This window comes from Kitasatospora sp. NPDC096147, assembly GCF_044763225.1.
Classification (GTDB): domain Bacteria; phylum Actinomycetota; class Actinomycetes; order Streptomycetales; family Streptomycetaceae; genus Kitasatospora.
In genome coordinates, this window is the sequence record NZ_JBIWFX010000001.1 from 407,589 (window position 1) to 428,794 (window position 21,206).

19 protein-coding genes are annotated in these 21,206 nt (G+C 74.8%); 11 read left to right on the top strand and 8 right to left on the bottom strand.

The genetic code is table 11. The annotated features are described in order from the left end of the window. Positions 1–61 precede the first annotated feature (61 nt). Together ACIRBX_RS01450 and ACIRBX_RS01455 are read right to left on the bottom strand one after the other, a co-directional pair. On the bottom strand, positions 62–418 hold the full coding sequence (locus tag ACIRBX_RS01450) for a hypothetical protein (RefSeq protein WP_402293048.1): 357 nt from the start codon (positions 416–418) through the stop codon (positions 62–64). Then, entirely contained in the window at positions 319–558 is a 240-nt protein-coding gene (locus ACIRBX_RS01455) for a hypothetical protein (RefSeq protein WP_402293050.1), read from the bottom strand. The genes ACIRBX_RS01450 and ACIRBX_RS01455 overlap by 100 nt, the downstream gene beginning before the upstream one ends. A gap of 381 nt (positions 559–939) precedes the next feature. On the opposite strand from ACIRBX_RS01455, the gene ACIRBX_RS01460 reads away from it, so the two are divergent. Beyond that, the gene (locus tag ACIRBX_RS01460) at positions 940–1,752 is read left to right on the top strand and encodes a hypothetical protein (protein WP_402293051.1); all 813 of its coding nucleotides are present in this window, start codon (positions 940–942) and stop codon (positions 1,750–1,752) included. A gap of 49 nt (positions 1,753–1,801) precedes the next feature. Here ACIRBX_RS01460 and ACIRBX_RS01465 read toward each other — a convergent pair whose 3' ends face one another. Beyond that, positions 1,802–3,589, bottom strand: a complete 1,788-nt coding sequence (locus ACIRBX_RS01465) for a cytochrome c biogenesis protein DipZ (protein WP_402293052.1) — start codon at positions 3,587–3,589, stop codon at positions 1,802–1,804. A 414-nt stretch (positions 3,590–4,003) separates the two neighbouring features. Further along, entirely contained in the window at positions 4,004–4,444 is a 441-nt protein-coding gene (locus ACIRBX_RS01470) for a hypothetical protein (RefSeq protein WP_402293053.1), read from the bottom strand. Positions 4,445–4,617: 173 nt separating this feature from the next. Here ACIRBX_RS01470 and ACIRBX_RS01475 point away from each other — a divergent pair, with 173 nt between their 5' ends. Together ACIRBX_RS01475 and ACIRBX_RS01480 are read left to right on the top strand one after the other, a co-directional pair. After that, positions 4,618–5,109, top strand: coding sequence for a hypothetical protein (locus ACIRBX_RS01475; protein WP_402293055.1), 492 nt, complete (start codon positions 4,618–4,620; stop codon positions 5,107–5,109). 155 nt (positions 5,110–5,264) lie between these two features. After that, positions 5,265–5,831: a hypothetical protein gene (locus ACIRBX_RS01480; RefSeq protein WP_402293056.1), complete on the top strand. Its 567-nt coding sequence runs from the start codon at positions 5,265–5,267 to the stop codon at positions 5,829–5,831. A gap of 87 nt (positions 5,832–5,918) precedes the next feature. Here the strand turns inward: ACIRBX_RS01480 and ACIRBX_RS01485 are convergent, their stop codons facing one another. Next, positions 5,919–9,038 carry an AAA family ATPase gene (locus tag ACIRBX_RS01485; RefSeq protein ID WP_402293057.1) on the bottom strand — a complete coding sequence of 1,040 codons (3,120 nt, stop codon included), beginning with the start codon at positions 9,036–9,038 and terminating at the stop codon, positions 5,919–5,921. A gap of 766 nt (positions 9,039–9,804) precedes the next feature. On the opposite strand from ACIRBX_RS01485, the gene ACIRBX_RS01490 reads away from it, so the two are divergent. Beyond that, entirely contained in the window at positions 9,805–10,374 is a 570-nt protein-coding gene (locus ACIRBX_RS01490; RefSeq protein ID WP_402293058.1) for a hypothetical protein, read from the top strand. A gap of 73 nt (positions 10,375–10,447) precedes the next feature. Here the strand turns inward: ACIRBX_RS01490 and ACIRBX_RS01495 are convergent, their stop codons facing one another. Together ACIRBX_RS01495 and ACIRBX_RS01500 are read right to left on the bottom strand one after the other, a co-directional pair. Continuing rightward, positions 10,448–10,672 (bottom strand): hypothetical protein, encoded by a 225-nt coding sequence (locus ACIRBX_RS01495; protein WP_402293060.1) that lies wholly within the window; start codon positions 10,670–10,672, stop codon positions 10,448–10,450. Between the two features lie 126 nt (positions 10,673–10,798). Next, positions 10,799–11,689: an alpha/beta hydrolase family protein gene (locus ACIRBX_RS01500; protein ID WP_402293061.1), complete on the bottom strand. Its 891-nt coding sequence runs from the start codon at positions 11,687–11,689 to the stop codon at positions 10,799–10,801. 253 nt (positions 11,690–11,942) lie between these two features. On the opposite strand from ACIRBX_RS01500, the gene ACIRBX_RS01505 reads away from it, so the two are divergent. From ACIRBX_RS01505 to ACIRBX_RS01530, 6 genes are all read left to right on the top strand, one after another. Further along, positions 11,943–14,711 (top strand): SCO7613 C-terminal domain-containing membrane protein, encoded by a 2,769-nt coding sequence (locus tag ACIRBX_RS01505; protein WP_402293062.1) that lies wholly within the window; start codon positions 11,943–11,945, stop codon positions 14,709–14,711. Between the two features lie 116 nt (positions 14,712–14,827). Further along, positions 14,828–15,169, top strand: a complete 342-nt coding sequence (locus ACIRBX_RS01510) for a VOC family protein (RefSeq protein ID WP_402293063.1) — start codon at positions 14,828–14,830, stop codon at positions 15,167–15,169. 53 nt (positions 15,170–15,222) lie between these two features. Continuing rightward, positions 15,223–15,531, top strand: a complete 309-nt coding sequence (locus ACIRBX_RS01515) for a GNAT family N-acetyltransferase (RefSeq protein ID WP_402293064.1) — start codon at positions 15,223–15,225, stop codon at positions 15,529–15,531. Positions 15,532–15,668: 137 nt separating this feature from the next. Then, entirely contained in the window at positions 15,669–16,541 is an 873-nt protein-coding gene (locus ACIRBX_RS01520) for a PP2C family serine/threonine-protein phosphatase (protein WP_402293065.1), read from the top strand. Positions 16,542–16,800: 259 nt separating this feature from the next. Next, the gene (locus tag ACIRBX_RS01525; RefSeq protein WP_402293066.1) at positions 16,801–18,372 is read left to right on the top strand and encodes an FAD-binding oxidoreductase; all 1,572 of its coding nucleotides are present in this window, start codon (positions 16,801–16,803) and stop codon (positions 18,370–18,372) included. Then, positions 18,360–19,085: a hypothetical protein gene (locus ACIRBX_RS01530; RefSeq protein ID WP_402293068.1), complete on the top strand. Its 726-nt coding sequence runs from the start codon at positions 18,360–18,362 to the stop codon at positions 19,083–19,085. Before ACIRBX_RS01525 ends, ACIRBX_RS01530 begins: the two co-directional genes overlap by 13 nt. A gap of 118 nt (positions 19,086–19,203) precedes the next feature. On the opposite strand, the gene ACIRBX_RS01535 is transcribed toward ACIRBX_RS01530, so the two are convergent. Next, the gene (locus ACIRBX_RS01535; RefSeq protein ID WP_402293069.1) at positions 19,204–19,860 is read right to left on the bottom strand and encodes a DUF2306 domain-containing protein; all 657 of its coding nucleotides are present in this window, start codon (positions 19,858–19,860) and stop codon (positions 19,204–19,206) included. A gap of 187 nt (positions 19,861–20,047) precedes the next feature. On the opposite strand from ACIRBX_RS01535, the gene ACIRBX_RS01540 reads away from it, so the two are divergent. Then, positions 20,048–21,160 carry a sensor histidine kinase gene (locus ACIRBX_RS01540; protein ID WP_402293070.1) on the top strand — a complete coding sequence of 371 codons (1,113 nt, stop codon included), beginning with the start codon at positions 20,048–20,050 and terminating at the stop codon, positions 21,158–21,160. Positions 21,161–21,206: the final 46 nt, after the last annotated feature.

Genomic DNA, 21,206 nt, shown 5'->3' on the forward strand with positions numbered 1-21,206 from the left:
CGGCCCATCGGATCGCTTGACCACCTGGGCCGCCCGTCCTCGGGCCGGGGGCAGGTGTGCCCTACCGTCCCTTCCGTCCCTGGCGCTCGGCCCGGGAAGCGGGCAGGGTGCGTGCGATCCGCTCCACCTCCGGGAACCGGGTCACCCCGATCCGGGCGGCGCCCAGCGACAGCAGCCAGGGCAGCAGTTCGGCACTGGCCTCCAGCTCGTCGTAGAAGCCCAGTCGCAGGTCGGTGAGCTCCGACTCGAAGGTCCAGTCGTCGACGGCGTCGGCCAGGTGTCGGTCCGCCGCCTCCGTCCGGGTGCCGGCCCAGACCGTCAGCCACGGTGCGAGGACGCCGGTGCTGACGGCGACGACTCCAACACCTGCGTGGCGTGATCGGGGGCGGGGTACTCGTGCAGCGTGGAGCACCACCATGCGTGCCAGACCTCCTCCAGCGCCTCCCGCTCGGGGGCGGGCCAGTCCTGCCAGCCTGCGGCGAGCAGCCGGGAGGCGATCAGCCCGTGCGCGACGTGGAGCCGGCCGGTGACCAGCTGCCGGACGATCCGGGGCGTCATCCGGCGGTACATAGCGGGGAAGTCGTCCCAGTTGCCCTCCGACCTGGCCGCGAGGGAAGGGATGAGGTCATCCGGCATCGGAATCCCGCCCGAGTACTCCGACCGGCGGCTCGGTGAAGATCCCGACGCTACCAGCGAGTCCACCGGCGCGGCCCCCGGTTTTCGCCGGAGCCCGCCCGGTGCCGCCGGATCACCGCACCGCCCGACCTGCACCGGCGACCGTCGGTCGTAGGCGGTCAGCGCACGCATGACCGGTTGCCCGGTGCGGTCCTTGACGTACAGTGCGGCCGGCCGCCGGGGATGCCAACTTGGCCTTCACACGCCGACGTTGGACTTCCTCGCCTCATTCGCGCACCGATTCCCCGGCCGACCTTTTCGGCCATGAGTACCCTGTACGGCATACACATTCTTGATGACCCCACCGTGTCGCCCCGGCTCCGCAGCTTCCTTGAGCCTCGTGCGCGGCGACATGCACCCACATCTGCCGATCGGATCAGGCAGTACGCGACAGCTGTCGACGACGCCGGGTTCGAGCATCCCGCGGAACCCGAGATCGTGGACGCGATGATCCGGTTCGAGGAACGGTACGGCGGCCTGTCCTATTCGCCGCGAGGCGGCAACGCCAACGAGTACGGCCTCGACGGGGACCCGACAGCCCACTGGACGTCTCATGGCTGGGCCTTTCCCGGAATCCTCGACGGCCCCGGGACCTGCCGGGTGGACGTACTTGCCGACGGCCGCACCGCGATTCCGGTACCGGGGTTGGCGCACAGGGTGATAAACAGCAGCGTCGGTCAGCGTCTGGAGGCCGACGCGCTGTTGGCGAGCGTGCACCGGTGGCCGCACCTCGTCCTGCAGACCACCACTGGCCTCGGAGCGAACCCTTCCGTCGCCGAGGAACATCTGCCACCCCGCACGGACGAAGCAACCGGCCCCGCCGACAAGTGGTGGTTCGACGGCAGGTTGGCCTTCCACCTGGAGCTCTACCGCTGGTGGACACCGCAGACGGACTGTGACACCTGGATCGTGCGCTGCTTCGCACCGGACGGCGATGCTCTTGACCGAGCCGCCTCCACCCTGCGAGCCGCAGTCCCCGGACTCACCGCCGCCCTCTTCGACTGGTGCTCACTGTGTCATGAGGGCCTGGACACAGGCCGATCCTGCTTGCCCGTCCTTCCCTCAGCGGAGCGGTGACACTCACCGCTCCGCTCGAGCCGCTCCGCCACCCCTCGGAACCGATCATCTAGCCGAAGGTGAACGCGAAGGCCTGGAGGCCCGGGGTCAGCCGGAGTTCGAGCTGCGCCTGACGGGCCGTCCCGTCGTCGGTTAGGCGGTAGAGGGTGGGGGTGCCGTGGACCTGGAGGGTCTTGGTCTGCTTGCCGTCGACCAGCACGGTGACGGTGCCTTCGCCGGCCAGGACGAGATTGGCGTTCTTGGCCCGGTAGGTGAAGCCGAGCCGGGCGTCGGGTCCGGCCGTGAACTGCTCGTAGCCGGTGGTCCAGGTGCCGGCGAGGGAGAGCCGGCCGGGCGGGATGCCGTCCGCGGGGAAGGCGTAGACGGCCGGCTGGTCCTGGACCAGGGCGGGGGTGCCGGTGTAGCTGCGGATGCCGGTGGTGCTGAGGTAGGTCTCCGGAGTGCGGTCGGCCGCCAGCTCGTCGTTCTCCTGCCCGGTGGCGGGCGGGAGTTGGACGGTGGGGTCGGCCTGCCGGAGCAGGTCGCGGATGAGGTTCTCGGTCTGGGCGTAGCGGCCTTCGCCGAAGGTGAAGTAGCGGACGGTGCCCTGGGCGTCGATGAGGTACTTGGCGGGCCAGAAGCGGTTGCGGTAGTTGTCCCAGGTGTCGAGCTGGTTGTCGAGGGCGACGGGGTAGGTGACGCCGAGCTTGCGGGCCTGGTCGGCGACGTTGCCCGCGTCCTTCTCGAAGGCGAACTCGGGTGAGTGGACGCCGATGACCGTCAGGCCCTTGTCGCGGTAGGCACGGTCCCAGGCCTCGATGTGGGGCAGGCTGCGCTGGCAGTTGATGCAGGAGTAGGTCCAGAAGTCGATCAGGACCACCTTCCCGTGCAGGGCGGCCAGGTCGACGGGTGCCCCGCCGGGGGTGTTGAGCCACTTGGTGATGCCGGCGATGGGCGGGGCGGTGCCGCAGGAGCGGAGCTCGTCGACACCGTCCTCGCAGCGGGCGAGGTCCTTGTTGGAGTCGTCGAAGAGACCGGAGAGCTTCTGGCGGGCGGTGTCGTTGTCCTCGACCCGCTTCTGCACGGAGGACGTGTAGTCGGGCAGGGCCCGCTGCAGGGCGGTGGTGGCGTCGAAGGCGAGGGCGAAGGCCAGCACGATCATCAGGCACCCGGCGGCGATCCGGAGCTTGCGGGCACGGGTGCGGAAGGCGGCCACCCGCTCGGACACCCGGCGGCCCGCGAGGGCGAAGACCAGGAGCGGGATCGCGGTGCCGACGGCGAAGGCCAGGGTCAGGGCGACGATCCCGGCGTTGATCTCCCCGCGCGCTCCGGCGACGGTGATCGCGGCGAGCACCGGACCGGCACAGGGCACGTAGAGCAGCCCGAGGCCCAGGCCGAGGACGAAGGCGCTGCCGTCCTTGTTCACCCGGCGCTGCGGGATCCGGGAGAAGGGCCGCTCCAGCAGCCGCTCGATCGGCGGGAAGATCAGGCCGAGGCCGATCAGGACCAGCAGCGACAGGCCGACGTAGCGCAGGATGTCCTGCGGCAGGCCCAGGGCCGAGATGATCGTGACGCCGAGCAGGGTGAAGAAGCTGAAGCTCAGCACCAGCCCGGCGACGACGGCGTACGGACGGCGGTTGCGGCGGGGTGCGGGCACCGCTTCGGGGGTGGCCGTCAGCAGCGCCCCGCCGTCCGGCCCGGCCCCGGTCGGCGCAGTCGGCTTCGGGCCGGGCCGGACGGCCGACGGATCGCCGCTCGGGCCGCCCGCGAGGAACACCACCGGCAGGACCGGCAGGATGCACGGCGAGACCGCCGTGATCAGGCCGCCGAGCAGGCCGATCAGGACCAGTGTGACCATGGGGACCGCCTCCGTTCGGGGCGGCGCGGGGATGCGTCTCCTCCGACCGGGATTCGGCGCCGCCCACGGCCCGGATGGGTTCCGACGGTCCGGCGCACCCGCCCGAACCGACCTCGGCTCACCGGCAGCAGGACCTGGTACGTGATCGCCTGGCGGCTACCGGACGCCCGGAACCGGCGGAGGGGCAGGCGGGGAAAGGTGATGGTGACGGGGTTCGACGGTGCGTGGCATCGGCCCGTGACGAGGACACCGAGGCCAGGAGCCCATCGCCCCGTGTACGGGCCTCGCATACGGGGGTGACGGCGGCGCCGGCTGCACGGATCGAGGCCGGCTGCTCCTGGCGAGGGCCGAGCCGAGCCGTCTCCATGACACGACGTCAGTGCGGCGGCATCGGCCCCGGGAAGGGCACCGGCCTCAGACCGGCCCGTGCTGCACGCCCGCCGGGAGCTCGGCCCGGAGCAGGCGGACGAAGTGTTCGCCGCAGGCCAGCACCCGCTCGGTGGGCACGTCACGGTCGAAGGCCGGCGGACAGCCGCCCGTGCCGTACGAGTTGGCGATCTCGCGGGGCACCGCCTCGCCCCACGCCCGGAGGCGGTCGAGCACCCGCGCAGCCAGGTCGAGCACCACCGCGATCCGCTCCGGGTCCGTCCCGACGTGCCGGTCCAGGGCGGCCGTGACGTGCCCGCCGAAGCCGGTGGTGGCCTGGAACTCCCAGTACTCGCCGGCCTGCGACAGCCACTCGGGCGAGTCGGCGAGGCTCCGTGCCTCCTCCGTCACCAGGCAGAGCCAGAGTTCGAGGTAGTGGTCGACCACCCAGTAGCCGATGCCGCGGTGCTGCACGTAGGAGCTTCCCATGCCGACCAGTCGACCACGTCGCCCCGACCGTCCGCCATGGATTTCCTTACCACGCCCGGTCTCCCGACTCGCTTGCGGGAAGGGCGACTTGGTCAGCATTCGCCCCCGCAGCAACTCGTCCGGCGATACCCTGGCTCCCCCGTGCGGCGGGTGCGGGGCATGAGGGGGTACCCATGGTGTCCATCGAGGAGAAGTACCGGATCAAGCTGGGCTGCCGGGTGAGCGTCCAGCCCGGGATCACCGCGACCAAGGTCAACTGGAGCATCTCCGAGATCTCCGGCGACGACCGGCGGCGACCCGAACGGGGCCGCTCGGTCGAGGAGTTCACCTGCAGTCGCTGCCGGCGCTCGTTCTGCGCCACGGTCGAGAACAGCACCGCTGCCAAGCAGAAGCGGTGGATCTACCTGATCCTGGGGGTGCTACTGCTGCTCACCCTGGTGGTGACCGTCCCGATGGTGATCGACCTGGGCGGGCGGCCGGTGGAGGAGGACGACCCGAACGCCACCGACGGGTTCGGCCTGGTGCTGCTCGCCGCCGTCTTCGGCTTCATCGCCGGGCTGACCTTCTTCCGGGTCGAGTGGGCCTACACCGGCATCAAGAAGTTCCGCCTGGTACGCCACGACGGCGCCCGATCGGTCTGGGTGAAGGGCCACCGGATCTTCTGACCGAATCGCGAAGGGTCAGCCATCTAGCCCATTCTACAAGGGAGTTGAGGAGCAAAGGGGTCTCAAAACCTACTGTCGCAGGCCCGCTGCGCCACCGTAGGAATGGGGTGGCGCCGACACCGTCCGCGCCACCCGCCCGCGACCAGGAGCCGCCGATGCCCCGCCCCGATCGCACCCGTGCCGCCGCCCCGGCCTCCCTGCCGGTCCGGCCCGTCCGACCCGGCCTCGTCGCGGTGCTCGGCGCCGCCACGGCCGTCCTCGCCCTGACGGTGACGCCGGCCCGGGCGACGCCCGGTGACAGCCTCACGCTCTGCGCCTCGCAGTACACCCCGAGCGGCTACGTGGACGTCAGTTGGGGTACCAGTTCGAGCTGCGGCTCGGGTTCCGCTCCCAACCGCAAGCAGGTCACCGAGGTGGCCGGCTACGGCGCCGGGACGACGGTCGACTTCTGCCACTCGAGCATCCCGCCGGCCGGTTGGGTGGAGACCGCCATCTTCTACAGCTCCTCCTGCCAGTACAACGTGAACCCCGGCTTCACCCGCAACGCCGGCCGCATGCTCCAACTGGCCGGCTACCCGATCGGCACCTACGTCAGCGCCTGCGCCAACACGCTGCCGCCGTCCGGCTGGACCCCTCGCAGCGAGTACTACGACAGCAACTGCCAGTCGGGCCCCAACCCGAGCACGGGCAAGAACGCCTGGCAGCTCCAGCGGATCTCCTGAGCCCCGCACGTCCCCGCCCCCGGACATACGGGTCCGGGGGCGGGGACGGGGGCGGGGACGGGGCGTGCGGGAGCCGGTGAGGCGGCGTCAGGCCGGGCGAGCCCCCGCCTCGGAGAGCTCGGCCGCCCCGCCGAGCGGGACCACCTCGGCCAGGTCGGCCCGGCGGCGGACGCCGAGCTTGCGGTAGACCCGGGTCAGGTGCTGCTCCACGGTACTGACCGTGACGTAGAGCCGCCGGGCCACCTCGCGGTTGGACATCCCCCGGGCAGCCAGCTCGGCCACCCGGCGCTCCGCCTCCGACAGACCCTCCACCGCGACCGCCGCGACCGGGTCGTGCACCACGGAGAGGGTCGGGGCGCCCCGCAGCCGGCGGTCCGTCTCACGGGCCCGGCCCGGGTCACCCGCCATCCCGTGCGCCTGGCTCAACTCGGCCAGTGCCTGAGCGAGTTCGTGCTCCGATCCGGCCTCCTCCAGCAGGTCCACCGCCCGCTCCAACAGCGGGGTGCGCTCGGCCCGCTCCCCGGCGGCAGCCCGGGTGAGCAGCGCGAGACCCCGGACACGGGCGTGTCCGGCCTGGCCGAGCCGGGCCAACTGCTGGTCCGCCAGGTGGGCCGCGGCGTGCGGGCGACCCAGCGCCAGCTGTGCCCGGGCCGCACCGATCCGCCACGGGGCCAGGGCCGGCAGGTGGTCCAGGCCCCACCGGGCCATCAGCTCGCCGCAGCCCCGGTACTCCGTGAGCGCCTCCTCGGGCCGGCCGGTGGCCAGCAGGTGCCCGGCCCGAGCCTGCCGCAGGTGCAGCCCCGCCGGGGTCAGCTCCATCCCGGCCGGAGCGGCCAGGCCGAGGTAGTACTCGGCATCCTGGTGCCGGCCCCGGGCCGTCCGGGCGGCGGCCAGGGTGGAGAGCGGCAGGCCGACCGCCACGCCCCACGCCTCCGGCCGGACCTGGGCGAAGGCCGCCCGGGCCTGCTCGTCGGCGGTCCGCAGGTCGCCGAGGCGCAGCGCGGTCTCGGCCCGCAGCGCGGAGAACAGCGCCTGCCAGGTCGGATTGCCCCGAGCACCCGAGCGCTCGGCCACCGGACCGCACCAACGGGCCGCCCGGTCCGCCCGGTCGGTGTAGAGCAGCACGGTGAGCGCGGAGGTCAGCGAATCCATCGGCACACCGCCCAGCCCGCCGGCCCGCAGCACCGCCTCCGCCCGGAGCACGGCCTCGGCCGGCTCGACCACGCCCGCCAGCAGCGCCTCCAGCAGTCGCAGACCGTCGGCCCGGTAGGCGGTCCGGTCCGGCCCGCCGGCTCCGCCGTCCCGCAGGCCCGGGTACCAGTACGCCAGCCAGGAGCGCAGCCGGGCCGCACCGTCCGGATCGGCGCAGCTCCGCTCGAACCGGGCCAGCTCCTGCTGACCCTCCGTCACCCTCCCCTGCCAGTACAGGTAGCGGATCGAGCGCAGCTCGTGCCGCACGGTGGACGCCCGGTCGGTCACCGTGCCCGGCAGCGAGGGCACGCACTCGATCCGGTCCACGCCACTCGGGGGCTCGGGCAGCTCCGCACCGTCCGGCCCGGCCGAAGCCACCAGGAGGGCCACATCCGCCGGGAGCACCGGCGACGAGGCAGACTCGACAGACGCGACGGACGCGACGGACTGCGTGAACGGAACGGACGCCGCGGACTCCAACGCCAGGGCGGAGAGCGGCGGGGTCACCAGCGCAGCCAGGTCCGGGGCGAGGGCGGCGGCCAGGTCGAAGGTCGGAGCGGTCACGGTGCCCGCCGCCGCCGACCCTCCGGCCGAGGCCGCAGGAGCTGCGGGAGCGGCGGGAACGGCGGTCGCCCGCGCGCTCGTTGCCCCTCCTGCCTCCGGCTCCGCAACCGGCCCGGCGGTGGCGCCCGGCCAGTCGGCGAACGCCACCCCGGCCACCGGCGCAGGCACGGTCCCGGCAGCGGGCGCGGCGGCGGGCGCGGGCGCGGCCGCGGGCACGGGCACCTCTCCGCCCACGGGCACGGCCCACGGGCTGCGCAAGTGCCCCTCGGCGACCCGGAACTGCTCGGCCACCGTCTCCGCCGCCGCCCCGCGTCGCCGCAGCAGCTCCCCCGCCCGACGGTGCAGCGCGGCCAGCTCGGTCGGGCGGACGGCGGCCAGCAGGTCGCCGCCGGCCGTCGGGTGCCGGAAGCCGTCGCCCCGGAACAGCCCGGCCGCGTTCAGCAGGTAGAGCGCCCGGGTGACGGAGTCCGGTACCAGCAGCAGGAGTTCGGCCAGCAGCTCAGGCCCCGCGCCGGCTCCGAGGACCGCGACGCCGCGTGCGCAGCGCAGCGCCAGCGGGTCGATCCGGTGCAGGCAGTGCATCAGGCCGCGCCGGTAGCCCTCCCCGACCACCAACCCACCGCCCGCACCGCCCGCACCGCCCGCCGCCGCACCGCCCCGCTCCTGATCGTCCATCAGGGCGTGCACCAGCAGCGGGTTCCCGCCCGTCAGGGCGTGCGCCTCGGCCGCCAACCGGTCGGCGGCGCCGCTGCCCAGCCGCTCGCGGAACAGCTCGGCGACCACGGCGACGGGCAGCAGCTCCAGCCGGACCTGCCGGTGGTGCGGCTGACGGGCCAGCTCCACCTCGAAGAAGGGGTTCGGCGGGGTCATGGTCTCCCGCGAGCCGAGCACGGTGAGCACCCGGGCGTTCCGGGTGCGGCGCACCAGGTAGAGCAGGAACTCCAGCGACTGCGGGTCCGCGTCCTGCCGGTCGTCGACCGCGACCAGCACCGGGCCCCGGTCGGCCAGCCGCCGGACCAGGCCGAACAGCCCCTCCAGGGTGCGCTGGGTGAGCTGGCCCGGCCCGCCGTCGGCCGCAGCCGGGCCGGAGCTCTCCCGGACGCCCTGGGCCAGCAGCAGTTCGGCGCTCTCCGCCTCCGCCTGGTCCAGATCGGCGCTCTGGAAGAGCTGCCGGGCCAGGCCGAGCGGGAACTCCCGCTCCAGCGGCGAGCCGGTGCCCAGCAGGACCTGCGCACCCTGACGGGTCGCCAGGTCGGTGAAGGAGTAGAGCAGTTCGGTCCGGCCGCTGCCCACCGAGCCGTGCAGGGCCACCACTGTGCCGACCCCGGCCGTGCAGCGCTCCAGGCCCTCGACCAAGCGGCCGTACTCGGTCTCGCGCCCGATCGGCCGGGCTCTGGGCGGGTCGAGGGGCGCGGCCGGCAGGGCAGGCGGCAGGGAGAGGTGCGTGGCCATCGGTACTCCTGGAGCAGGCGGCGCACCGGGGCGGCAGGCGGAGTGCCGGCCCCGCGCGCGGGGTTCTGGGGAGAGCGGGGGTGCGAGGAGAGGTGCGGGAACCTCGGGGAGGGCATGGCCTCCACCGGTCCGCAGCGCGGGTCTGCCGCTGCCACGGCCGTCGCCGGCGGTGCTGCTGCCGGCGCGCCGGGTCGGCCTCGCTCAGCGACAGAGCGAGCTGGCGCGGCGCTGCAGGTCCACGTCGAGCCTGGCCACCAGACGCAGGCGCGTGGCACCGCGGCCGGCCGTCACCTGCTCCACTGCCATCCCCGCTTCCGTTCCCCCGGTCCGCCACGCCCCGGGCGTGGCAGGTGACCCTGTGTCACCGTGCTGCAGAGAGGCCCCGCAGCACCTGCTCCGGCGGTCCTCCGGGACCGGACACGGCCGTTGACACGACCACGAACCGGTATCTGACGGAGTCCACCCGTGTTCGAGTCTATGAAGCCCCCGGTGACGGAGTCAATCGGCGTCCACATCGGCAGGGCCCGCTCCACCCCTGCTCCGTGACCGCACCATCCGGGTCGGCTGAGCTGCGGAACTGCTGCGGGCCCCGGCGGAGTGACGGTACGTCAGCCGGGCCGCGACCGCCGTCGGCGATCACGAACGGCGACGGCGGGGGCGGCCGTACCCCGGGCCGGGTCAGCGTCGCCACCACCGGCCCGCAACCTCCGGCGGCCGGGCCACGTCTTCACCTGTGGCATACCCGACGCACACCCAGGAGTCATCCGTGAAGCGCCTGATCGTGATACCCGTCGTGGCCGTCCTGCTGGGCACCGGCGTGGCCTCCGCCGCGCCCGCCACCGCAGGTTCCGTCGCCACCACCGCCTGCCCGACCGGCTGGGGCAGCCTGCCGAAGACCGTCCCGGCCGTCGACTACTCCCAGCCCCTCACCGACATCCGGGCCGGTGCCCACCCCTGTTTCGACCGGCTGGTCATCGACATCCCCGGCACCTCGGCCGCCGATCCGGCCGGCTACCGCGTCCAGTACGTCAGCGCCCTCCACCAGGACGCCTCCGGCGACGTCATCCCGATCCGGGGCGGCGCCATCCTGGAGATCTACGCCGACGCGCCCTCCTACGACCCGAACACCGGCAGCCCCACCTACCCCGGCCGGGCCGGGCAGCCGCTCCCCGGTGTCGATCTCGCCGGCTACCGCACCTTCGTCGAGGCCAAGTTCGCCTCCAGCTTCGAGGGCCGCAGTCAGATCGGGGTCGGCGTCCGGGCCCGACTCCCCTTCAAGGTGCAGCAGTTGGACAACCGCCTGGTGATCGACGTGGCCCACTCCTGGACCGCCTGACCCGGCGGGCGACCGCCCGACCCACCTGCCGCAGCCCCCGCTGCGGCAGGCCGCCCCGCCCCGCGCCCGCCGGTCACCCCCGCCCCGCCTGCCACTCCTCGAACCCACCGGGAGCCCGGTCCGGCGGCAGCAGGTCGCTCACCCGCACCTCGGTCTCCCGCCCACCCCGCAGCGGACGGACGAAGACCGTCGCGCCGACCACGTCCATCACCCGCACCCGTGCCCCCGAGCGCCGCAGGACGACCACCTCCCCCTGCCGGGGCTCCCACCCCGTCTGCGCCGAGCCCGTACCGAACATCCGTCCCGTTCCCCTCCGTTGGCGTTCCCCTCCGGTGCGCGAATCCTTCGCCACCAGCGGGGCGGAGCGACCAGAATGGCCATGTCACGGACAAAGGGGGGGCACTGGCGGTACCGTCGGGGGGCACTACCCTCGGCCGGCCGCGACAGCAGGCCCGGAGAGGGTGCGACCGAAGAACTCCACGGCGTCCCGGGCCACTTGACGGCGGACCGGCTCGCCCGACGCGGAGCCGTCGACGAACAGGTAGTGGCCGACCTCCTCACCCGCGCACGCGACCTCGGCACCGGGGATGTGCTCGGCGTAGTACAGGGCGTTGCCCGGCCCCGGGGAGTTGTCGTCGGCACCGCCCCACCGGATCGCCACCGGCCGCCGCACCGCCTCCAGGGACGCCTGGTCCACCAGCCCGCCGATGCCCGGGCAGATCAGGAAGGCCGCCGCCACCTCGGGCACGGTACGGTCCGCACCGGACGCCCGGATGATCGGCTCCCGCTCCTCGGGCCGGTAGCGGGCGTCGATCGCGTCCAACAGGTCCGGGTACTCGGGCAGCGGCGGCATCGGCACCAGCCGCTCCGCCACCGCCCGGTAGTGCTCGGGCGCGATCCGCGCCCCCACCGTCGCGGCGGCGGTGTAGCCACCGAGCGAGAAGCCGACCGCGCCGACCGCGCCCAGTTCCCGCTCCTCCCGCAGCCGCTCCAGCACGAAGCCCAGATCGCGGGGGCGCTCCCAGCTGAACGCGAAACCCTCCGGCAGGTAGCCGTCCACCCAGTTGTTCCCGTGGTGGTCGACCCCCGCCACCAGGTACCCGGCCAGCGCCAACTCCTCCGCCAGCCAGGCCAGATCACGGGCACTGCCGCCCGTCCCGTGGGACATCAGCAGCACCGGGGGCGGCCCGCCGACCGGCCTCGCCGCAGGCTCCCACAGATAGGCGCGCACCGGACGCGGGGTGCCGGCCACCGCCTCGGGCGACCAGTCGGGACGGCCGGGGTCGGTGTACGCACGGATCACGGGATCACTCATGATCCGCAGCCTAGGTGACGGCCGATCAGCCCTGCCATGGTCGGAGACCCTGCCACCGCACCGACCACCGCCCGTCCAGCGCCCGGGACCTCGGCTCCTGGTGCGGTGGCCGGCAGGGCTCCGCATGCAGCACCACGCAGTCGCTCGAACCCCGCTCCGGGAGGACCACCAGCAGTCGGCCACCAGGCTGAGCACCGTTTCTGAGTAGCCGTACTCATGGCCCGCCACCTGCCCCGGCCGGACAATCTCCCTCATGACGACCGGTTCACTGCCCTGCCCGGGTTGCGGAGCGCCGCTGGCCACCGCGCCCGGCGCCGCCCGCTGCCCCGCCTGCCGGCTGCCCCTGCTCGGGCCGGACGCCGCCGAGCTCTGGCACGTGACCGTCACCCTCACCGGCCTCGACGCCCAGCGGCGCGGTCTGGTGCTGCGCCGCGACCAGCTGCTCGGTGCGCTCCGCGCCCGCCAGGACCTCCCCGACCCGCCACCCGCCGCTCCGGGCTGGGCTCCCGCCCCGGCGGGGTGGTCACCCGCTCCCCCCGTCCGGCCGGCAGCCTGGCCGACGCCGGCCCACGCGCCCGGCACGGAGGTCTCCGGACCGTCCGCCCAGACCGTCCTGCTGGTGCTCGGTGGGCTGCTGGTCGCGATCGCGGCGCTGGTCTTCACCGTGGTCAGCTGGGGCCGGCTCGGCATCGGCGGGCGGGCTGCGGTGCTGGCCGCCGTCACCCTCTGCGCGCTGCTGGCACCGCTGCCGCTGCGCCGCCGGAGCCTCACCGCCACCGCCGAGACCTCTGCGGTCCTCGGCCTGGCCCTGGTGCTGCTCGACTGGCACGCCGCCCGCACCGTCGGCCTGGCCGGGCTCGACCGTCTCCCGGGCGCCGGGTACTGGGCAGCCGCCACTGCGCTGACCGCCCTCGGCGCAGCCGCCTACGGCGCCGCCCTCTCCCTCCGGGGCCCGCGCGCCACCGCGCTCATGCTCCTCCAACTACCGCTCTCCCTCACTGCCTTGGCCGCGGACACCAACCTCGGCGGGTACGCGACCGCCTTCCTGCTGACCGCCCTGCTGGACCTCTTGGTGGCCACCCGCCTCGCGGCACCCGCCGTCACCGGGACCACCGGGACCGCTGGGACCGCCGCAGCCACCAAGACCGCCCGGAGCACTGCGGCCACCGCCTCCCGGGCCCTGATCGCCTGCACCATCGGCTTCACCCTGCTCGGCACCCTCGCCACGGCCACCCAGCTGCTCGCCGCCACCACCCTGACGGAGTCCCGGCTCGCCTGGCCCTCCCTCGCCCTGCTCACCGCCCTCGGCCTCGCCGTCTCCACCGGACGCCCCGTCTCCCTGCTCCCCCGCACCCTCGGACACGAACTCCGCTGCGCGGCAGCCGTCCTGGCCGGACTGGCCCCGCTCGCCGCGATCGGTGTCGGCCTGCGCTTCCTGCTCCCCGCCGCCTGGATCCCGCTCGGCTACGCCGCCCCCGCCGCCCTGCTGACCCTCCTCGCCCTCTCCACCCTCACTGCCCGCCCGCTCACCGCCGCACCGGCCGTCGACCCGACCGCCCTCAGCACGCCCACCGCCTCGACCGCACCGATCCCGCCGATCCCGCCCACCGGATCCGCCCCCACGTCACAGACCCCGCCCACCCCCACCGGTCTGCTGATCGCGGGCACCGGCACCGTCCTGCTCGCCGTCCTCGCCGTCCTCCCCGCCCTCTCCCTCGCCTTCTTCGGCCCGCTGGAGCGCTGGGCCATCGCCTGGTCCTGGCCCGAGGCATCCGGCGCGGACCTGCACACCCCCGCCACCTGGTCGCTCCCGGCCGCCCCGGCCGTCATGCTGGCCCTGCTCACCACCCTGCTGGCGGTCACCGCCACTCGCTGCGCCGCCACCGGCCGCCGGGCCCAGGCCGGCGCCCTCCGCCCGGCCGCCCTCGGCACCGGGGCCGCGCTGCTCTGCCTGCTCCCCGCCTTGGTCGAACTCCCGCTCACCGCAGGCGCGTTCTGGGCCCTGCTGCTCACCGGGGCGGGCACCGCCGTGCTGGCTAGGCAGCGCCCCACCGAGCCCACCCCGCACCTGCTCACCCTCCTCCCGGCCGCCACCGCCGCCGCCGTCTGGGGCGGCACCGACCGCACGGCCACCGTGGTCGTCGGCACGGTCCTGACCGCCTGCGCGGCGCTGCTCGCCGCCCGGCTCCCGCACCGCTGGGCCCCGCCGTTCGGCGCCCTGGCCGTGGCCACCCTCGCCGTCACCGCGCTCGCCGCCGGGCGGATCGGCGGCCTGGCCGCCCACGAACTCGCCTTCGTGCTGCTCGCGGTGACCGCCCTCACCGTCCCGTCGGCCGCCCGGCTCGCGGCGCCCGGCCCGCACCACCGGCTGGCGCTCGCCGTCGAGGGCACCGGGTACGCGGCCGTCCTGCCGGCCCTCGCCCTGACGGGCGGTCACCTGGGTGCGCTCAGCCTGGCCCTGGCCGTCGCCGGGGTGCTGGCCCTCGCGGTGGCGCTGCGCCCGGACCGCCGCCGGGCCGCCGCACCGGTCGGTGCCGGGCTGCTGGTGCTCTCCTCCTGGGTGCGGTTGGCCCTCTCCGGGGTCACGGTGCCCGAGCCGTACACGCTGGGTGTCGCGGCAGCTGCCCTGGCCGTCGGCCACCTGCGCCGCCGCCGCAGCCCCGGGCTCTCCTCCACCGCCGCCTACGGCGCGGGGCTCTCGCTCGCCCTGCTGCCCAGCCTGGTCGCGGTCTGGGCCGAGCCGCACTGGCTGCGCCCGCTGCTGCTCGGCACGGCGGCCCTCGGCCTCACCCTGCTCGGCGCCCGCCGGAGGCTGCGCGCACCCCTGCTCTTCGGGGCCGGCACGCTGGCCGCCGTGGCGGTGCACGAGCTCACCCCGCTGCTGACCCAGGTGCTGGGCGTGCTGCCCCGCTGGGTGCCGCTCGCCGCGGCCGGTCTGCTCCTGCTGGTGCTCGGCGCCACCTACGAGCGCCGCCTGCGCGACGCCCGCCGGCTCCGCGAGGGCCTGAGCCGCCTCCGCTGACGGCGCCGATCCCGCTCCCCTCCCCCGCCGCAGGGGAGTTGACGGACCCCTCCGGCGCAGGTGACGGCATGTCAGGCGCTTGACGCACCCGGGGGCCGGTGTGGTTAGGGTGATCCATGACTGTCTCCGCAACGATGATCACGATCGACTGTTCCGACCCCGGCGCGCTGGCCCGTTGGTGGGCCACCGTGCTGGACGCCGAGATCACCGAGGACTTCGGCGAGTTCGTGATGGTGGGTGCGAAGCCGTTGACGCTCGGGTTCCAGCTGGTGCCGGAACCCAAGCTGAGCAAGAACCGGGTCCACCTGGACCTCAAGGCCGACGACCTGACGGCCGAGGTCCGGCGTCTGGTGGACCTGGGTGCCACCGTCGTCGGCGAGCAGCAGGCGCCCGGTCTGGTCTGGACCGTCCTCCAGGACCCGGCCGGGAACGAGTTCTGCGTGAGCCACGGCCACTGACCGAGCACCTCACCGAGCGCCTCGCCGCGCACGCCGACCAGGCTGGAGCCCCGATGGAATCGAAGATCGTCGACCGCACCGACCTCTCCCGCTACGAGGTCGTCGTCGACGGCGACCGGATCGCCGGGTTCGCCGAGTACCGCCTCGGCGAGGGTGAGATCGCCTTCACCCACACCGAGGTCAACCCGGCCTTCGAGGGCCACGGCCTGGCGAGTTCGCTGGCCCGCTTCGCCCTGGACGACGCCCGCGAGCGCGGCCTCGCGGTGCTGCCGTACTGCCCGTACATCAAGGCCTGGATCGCCAAGCACCCCGAGTACACCGACCTGGTCCCGGCCGACAGCCGGGACTACTTCGGGCTCTGAACCGCCCCGCGGGGGCCGAGGACCCGGCCGGGGTGTCGCGTACCTGATCGCGCGTCACCCCGGCCGTCCCCTGGCGTGCCCCCGGAGATCCTCCGCCGTTCACCTTCCGCCGCCAGACTCCGCAGTGGAGGTGCGGCATGAACGGTCGGACGACCACCGGCACGGGCCAGGACATCTGGACCCTCCGCTGCGGCGAACGGCCCGGCGGCGGGCCCGGACGCCCGACGGAGGACCACATCGTGGTGCTCCCGGAGGCGGTGGCGGTCCTGGACGGCGTCTCCACCGTCACCGACGAGGCACCGCTCGGCGGCTGGTACGCCCGGACCCTCGGCGGCGTGCTGGCCGAGCACCTCACCCGCCACCCGAGCCTCCCGCTGCCGGTCCTGCTGGCCGCCTCGATCGCCGCCGTCTCGACCGGGCACGGCCTGCGCCCCGGCCACGGCCCGGCCGCCACCGTGGCGGTGGTCCGCCGCACCGGTGAGCTTCTGGAGGCCGCCGTGCTCGGCGACAGCCCGGTGGTCGCCCTCGGCCGCGACGGCTCCGTCCACCACCTCTCCGACGACCGGCTCGCCACCCTGCTCGACCCCCGTCCGCAGACCGCCGAGTACCGCGCCCGGCTGGCGGCCGGCTCCGGCTTCGACCGCCGCCACCACGAGCTCATGCGCGAACTCCGCGCCTACCAGCACACGGTGCTCAACCGCCCCGGCGGCTACTGGGTGGCCGAGGCCACGCCGGAGGCCGGCCTGCACGCCCGCACCGCCGCCTGGCCGCTGGCCGGGCTCACCGACGTGCTGCTGCTCACCGACGGCGTCTCCTCGGCCGTGACCGACCATCACCTGCTGGACTGGCCCGCCCTGGCAGCCACCTCCCGCCGCACCCACCCGCAGCAGGTGGTCGACACCCTGCACGACACCGAGGCCGCCGACCCGGACGCCATCGCCTGGCCCCGGGCCAAGCCCCACGACGACAAGGCACTGGCCCACCTGCTGCTCGACCTCGTCGACGGCTGAGCCGGACGGCGGGGGTGCGGATTCTCGCACAGCACCGGGCCCGCCGGACGCCGTGTACCGAAAGTGCGTCGACGCCCCTCCGCCGTCCGGAAGGATCGCGGGAAATCGGTGCGCCGACGGACCGGCGCCGTGCGCGGAGCCTCCGGAGGTGGCAAGCACGTGCCACCCGGGTCAGGTCGGCCACCGGTCCCCGCACCGACCCGCACCACACCGCACCACACCGCACCACACCGCACCACATCGAACGACTGGGTGATTCGTGAACGCTGTTCCGGCCCTGCACCTGCGGACCCCCGCCCCGCCGGAGATCGCCGAGCTCCGCGCCCTGCTCCCCGACGACGCCCTGCTCGTCGGGGAGGCCGAGGTCCGACGCCACGCCGGGCACCCGGCCGGAGCGCCGGAGCACGCACCGCCGATGGCCGTCGCCCTGCCGGAGGACGTCGGGCAGGTGCAGCGGGTCGTCCGCTGGGCGGCCCGTCACCGGGTACCGCTGCTGCCGCGCGGGGTCGCCGGGGCCGGCCCAGCCGCCGGAGCGGCGCGCGGGATCGTCCTATCGCTCGAACGGCTGGCCACGATCCGGGAGTTGAACGCCACCGGCCGGTACGCGGTGGTGGAGGCCGGGGTGGTCGGCGCCACCCTCGCCCGGGAGGCTGCGCGGCTGGGGCTGCACCCCCCGGGCGGCCCGGCGGACTCCACCATCGGCACGGACCTGGCCGGCCACCCGGGCGGGCGGCACTGCGTACGGTACGGCGTGACCACTGACGACCTGCTGGGACTCGAACTGGTGCTCGCCGACGGGCGGTTGGTGCACACCCGGGGCCACGCCCCGGCAGGCCCGGAAGGCACCCCCATCATCGGTGGCCTGCCGGGCCTCGAACCGGCGTTCTCCGACGGGCAGTTGGCCCACACCCTGGCAGGCCCTGCGGCCCACCACCCACCCCACCTGGCCACCGACTCGGACGGCGCCCCCATCGCCGACGTGCCACTGATGCTCGAACTCCATCTCTCCGATGGCAAGTTGATTCATACCCCGGCGCTCCGCAGCCTGACTCATCCGGCCACCGACCCGAACGGCGCCCGCTCGGCCGTCGCCCCCGCCATCGTCACCGCCGCCACCCTGCGGCTGCGCCCGCTGCCGGGTACCGAGCCGACCGCCTTCACCGCCACCTTCACCGCCGGCTTCGACGACCTGCGGGCGGCCGGCGCGGCGCTCGCCGCGATCGCCCGGCAGCCCGGCGGACCGGGCCTGCTCGAAATCCTCGACCGGGCCGCCCTGGACACCGTCCGGGAGCACCGGGTGGCGGGACTGGACGGGACCTGCGCCGCGCTGCTGATCGGGCAGGCCGAGGGGGAGGACGCCCGGCGGCTGGTGGCCGAGACGGTGCGGCTCTGCCGGGAGCAGGGCGCCACTTCCATGACGATGTCCGGCAGCGCGGACGGGGCACGGGAGTTGCTGGGCGTACGGCGGGCGGCCGGGGCGGCGCTGCTCGGCGCCGGGGCGGCCACCGTCGTGGCGGACCTGGCGGTGCCGCCCGGCCGGCTGGTCGAGATGCTCGGCCACATCGAGCGCGCCGGTCGCGGGGGCAGCGTCCGGATCGCCACCGTCGGCCATGCGGCGGACGGTGCCCTGCACCCGGTGCTGATCCTCCCCGACCAGGCTCCCGCGACCTGGCGCGAGGCCCGGCGGAAGGCCGGCCTGCTCCGACGCCGGGCACTCGACCTCGGCGGTCGGGCCCCCGACCCCGTCGGCCCGACCGCCGCCCCTCGATCGCCCAAATCCCTTGGAACCACCGACCCGTGGCCTGCCAGGATCAGCGGATGCCTGACCTGAACGCCCTCACCCTGGAGTTCCGCACCACCTGGCAGACCGCCCGCAACGGCCCACGGCACGCCACCACCGCCGTCCACCCGGTCGTCGACGGCCGCGATCTCGTCACCGAGGCGTTCGCCCCCGGCCCCGGCAACTCGCCGGAGTACCTGCTGCACACCGGAGACGGACTGCGCGCGGCCACGGTGGCCCGGGAGGTCGAACCGGCCACCGCCGACTGCTCCGAGGAGTGCTTCGGCGCGCTGTGCGTGACGGTCGAGCGGGTGGACGGCCAGGTGCTGTGGCACCGCCGGCGCCATCCGAACGGGGTGGCGCCCACCCTGCCGGTCCACCGGTTCGACGCCCGCCGGTACGACGCCGAGGTCGCCCGTGCCGAGCAGGACCACGGCTGGGAGTGGCCCGCCCGGACCACGGCCCGGCTGCTCCGCGAGCTGCTGCGCGAACGGGCGGAGCAGTTCGAGCGGTGGGGGTTCCCGGTGGTCTCGGTGTCGTCCTGGACCGCCGACGAGGTGACCGTGGTGTTCGGCCACCCCACCGTCCGTCCCGACGGCACCGCCCCCTGGCTGCCGTTCCGTTCCGACCTCGCCGTCACCGACGAGGCTCCCGCCGCCCAGGCGTCCTGCCTGGCCCACGAGTCGACGCGACGGAGCCCGCGCCACCACGCCGTGCGCTGCGGCGGGTCGGCCGACTCCGCCCGCCGCCTCGGCTTCGCCTGATCCCCGCCGTCGGCCTGACCCGTCGGCTCCCCTGAGCCCGGCTGCCTGCCCGACCCCGCTGCCCACCCTGACCTGGCCGCTCGCCCGGCCCCGCTGCCCGGCCGCTTCCGACCCGGTGTCAGGCCGCCCGCACGGGCGCGGGCCTGCGCTGGAGGAAGGCCTCGGCCACAGCCAGGTTGATCAGCCAGCAGGTCCAGCCGGCCGCCGCGTAAGCCTGGTCGAAGGGCGCCCCCAGGGCGTCGAAGAGCGGGAGCCAGACCCGCAGCGTGACGGCCGCCAGGATCAGCGCGTAGGAGCGGACGGCCCACACCCGGTGGCGGTCGAAGCGCCGCTGACGGGCCGTTTGGAGCGCGGCGGCGGAGCTGCCCAGCAGCAGCACGCCGAGCACCCCGAAGCCGATCGGGGCGATCGGCGGGAAGAGGCCGTGAGGGGCGAGCACCAGGCCGCCGACGCCGGTGACGGCGACGCTCAGCAGGTAGGCCCGGCCGACGAAGCGGTGCACGGCGGGACGGCGGGCCCGAAGCCGGGCCGCGAACTGCAACGGGCCGAGCAGCAGCGCGGCCGTGCCGCCGCCGATGTGCAGCAGCAGCGGCGTCAGGTGGGCCAGGTAGGTGGCGCGCTGGTCCTCCAGGAAGGTCTCCGGGTCGCCGGTGAAGTACCGGGCGGAGAGCAGGGCGACCGCCGCCCCGAGGAGGGCGAACAGGGTGAGTGCGGCACGGCGCGGGAGCAGCGAGCCCGGGCGCCGGGCGGCCCGGTGGTGCGTGGTGTTGTCCATGGGGCGGACGGTAGGCCGGGAGGTGCGGGCCGGGAGTCCCCCGGCCGGAGCGGTCCGTGCGCTCCCCCTCGGGGCATCACCGGCCGGGCGGACTACCCCGAGGGGATGATGCGCGGGCCCGTCGCGCCCCGGTACGGTGCCGCGGACCGGCCCCGTCCGACCACGCACCGTCCCGGGATCCACCACCATGAAGCGACCTGCCCGCAGCCTCCTGCTCGACCTCCTGCTCGCCACTGCCTTCCTCCTCGAGATGCTCGCCGAACGGGCATCGGTGGCAGGTGAGTTGGGCGACCGGCTGCCGCTCGCCGTCCTGCTCAGCACCGTCCAGGCGGCTGCGGTGGCGGCCCGCCGCTCCACCCCGCTGAGCGCCTACCTGATCGCGACCGCCGCACTGTCGGCCGAGGCGCTCTGGGTGCTCGACTCCCCGATCTCGCCGTACGCCAATCTCTTCGGGCTGTACGCGCTGGGCCTCTACGGCACCCGGGGCCGCGCCTGGGCCGGCCCGTTCATCGCGCTGGCCGGGATGGCGGGCTACTTCACCGGCTCGGAGGGCGCCCGGACCTATCCTGCCATCCCGGCCGGGGTGCTGTTCCTCTGGCTGCTCGCCTGGGCGATCGGCTACGGCACGGCCCGCCGGCAGGAGGAGCGCGAGGCCGCCCGGGCACGGCTGCACCGGGAGGCGGTCAGCGGCGAGCGGGCCCGGATGGCCCGGGAGTTGCACGACCTGGTGGGCCACACGGTGAACGTCATGCTGGTCCAGGCGGGCGCCGCCCGGCGGCTGCTCGACCGGGAGCCGGAGCACACCCGGACGGTGCTGACCGAGCTGGAGCAGACCGGCCGGGACGCACTGGACGAGCTGGACCGGGTGCTCGCCGCGCTCCGGCACCAACCGGACCCGGGAGCTGACGACCCGTCGGGCCGGCCGGGGCTGGCGGATCTGGACCTGCTGACCGGCCGGATGGACCGGGCCGGGCTGACGGTCGGCCTGCGGCTGGACCCGGTCGCGCTGGCCCGGCTGCCGCGCAGCATCGACGTCTCGGCCTACCGGATCGTCCAGGAGGCGCTGACCAACACCGTCAAGCACGCCCGCGCGGCCTCCGCCGACGTGTCGGTGCGCCGGCTCGGCGACCGCCTGGAGATCGAGGTCAGCGACGACGGCCGGGGCCCGGTCGAGGGGTACGTCCCCGGGCGCGGGCTGATCGGCATCGCGGAGCGGGTCTCGATGCTGGGCGGCAGCGTGGAGCACGGGGGAGGTGACCGGGGCGGCTTCCGCGTGCACGCCGTCCTGCCGGTCCGGTGACGGCGGATCAGCACCCGTCCGGGACCGGTGCACCGCGACCGACCCC

What these genes read in the sequence shown, in the direction of transcription:
- ACIRBX_RS01450 (WP_402293048.1), bottom strand. Translation starts at nt 418, where the DNA reads ATGGTGGTGCTCCACGCTGCACGAGTACCCCGCCCCCGATCACGCCAC.
- ACIRBX_RS01455 (WP_402293050.1), bottom strand. Translation starts at nt 558, where the DNA reads ATGACGCCCCGGATCGTCCGGCAGCTGGTCACCGGCCGGCTCCACGTC.
- ACIRBX_RS01460 (WP_402293051.1), top strand. Translation starts at nt 940, where the DNA reads ATGAGTACCCTGTACGGCATACACATTCTTGATGACCCCACCGTGTCG.
- ACIRBX_RS01465 (WP_402293052.1), bottom strand. Translation starts at nt 3,589, where the DNA reads ATGGTCACACTGGTCCTGATCGGCCTGCTCGGCGGCCTGATCACGGCG.
- ACIRBX_RS01470 (WP_402293053.1), bottom strand. Translation starts at nt 4,444, where the DNA reads ATGGGAAGCTCCTACGTGCAGCACCGCGGCATCGGCTACTGGGTGGTC.
- ACIRBX_RS01475 (WP_402293055.1), top strand. Translation starts at nt 4,618, where the DNA reads ATGGTGTCCATCGAGGAGAAGTACCGGATCAAGCTGGGCTGCCGGGTG.
- ACIRBX_RS01480 (WP_402293056.1), top strand. Translation starts at nt 5,265, where the DNA reads ATGCCCCGCCCCGATCGCACCCGTGCCGCCGCCCCGGCCTCCCTGCCG.
- ACIRBX_RS01485 (WP_402293057.1), bottom strand. Translation starts at nt 9,038, where the DNA reads ATGGCCACGCACCTCTCCCTGCCGCCTGCCCTGCCGGCCGCGCCCCTC.
- ACIRBX_RS01495 (WP_402293060.1), bottom strand. Translation starts at nt 10,672, where the DNA reads ATGTTCGGTACGGGCTCGGCGCAGACGGGGTGGGAGCCCCGGCAGGGG.
- ACIRBX_RS01500 (WP_402293061.1), bottom strand. Translation starts at nt 11,689, where the DNA reads ATGAGTGATCCCGTGATCCGTGCGTACACCGACCCCGGCCGTCCCGAC.
- ACIRBX_RS01505 (WP_402293062.1), top strand. Translation starts at nt 11,943, where the DNA reads ATGACGACCGGTTCACTGCCCTGCCCGGGTTGCGGAGCGCCGCTGGCC.
- ACIRBX_RS01510 (WP_402293063.1), top strand. Translation starts at nt 14,828, where the DNA reads ATGACTGTCTCCGCAACGATGATCACGATCGACTGTTCCGACCCCGGC.
- ACIRBX_RS01515 (WP_402293064.1), top strand. Translation starts at nt 15,223, where the DNA reads ATGGAATCGAAGATCGTCGACCGCACCGACCTCTCCCGCTACGAGGTC.
- ACIRBX_RS01520 (WP_402293065.1), top strand. Translation starts at nt 15,669, where the DNA reads ATGAACGGTCGGACGACCACCGGCACGGGCCAGGACATCTGGACCCTC.
- ACIRBX_RS01530 (WP_402293068.1), top strand. Translation starts at nt 18,360, where the DNA reads ATGCCTGACCTGAACGCCCTCACCCTGGAGTTCCGCACCACCTGGCAG.
- ACIRBX_RS01535 (WP_402293069.1), bottom strand. Translation starts at nt 19,860, where the DNA reads ATGGACAACACCACGCACCACCGGGCCGCCCGGCGCCCGGGCTCGCTG.
- ACIRBX_RS01540 (WP_402293070.1), top strand. Translation starts at nt 20,048, where the DNA reads ATGAAGCGACCTGCCCGCAGCCTCCTGCTCGACCTCCTGCTCGCCACT.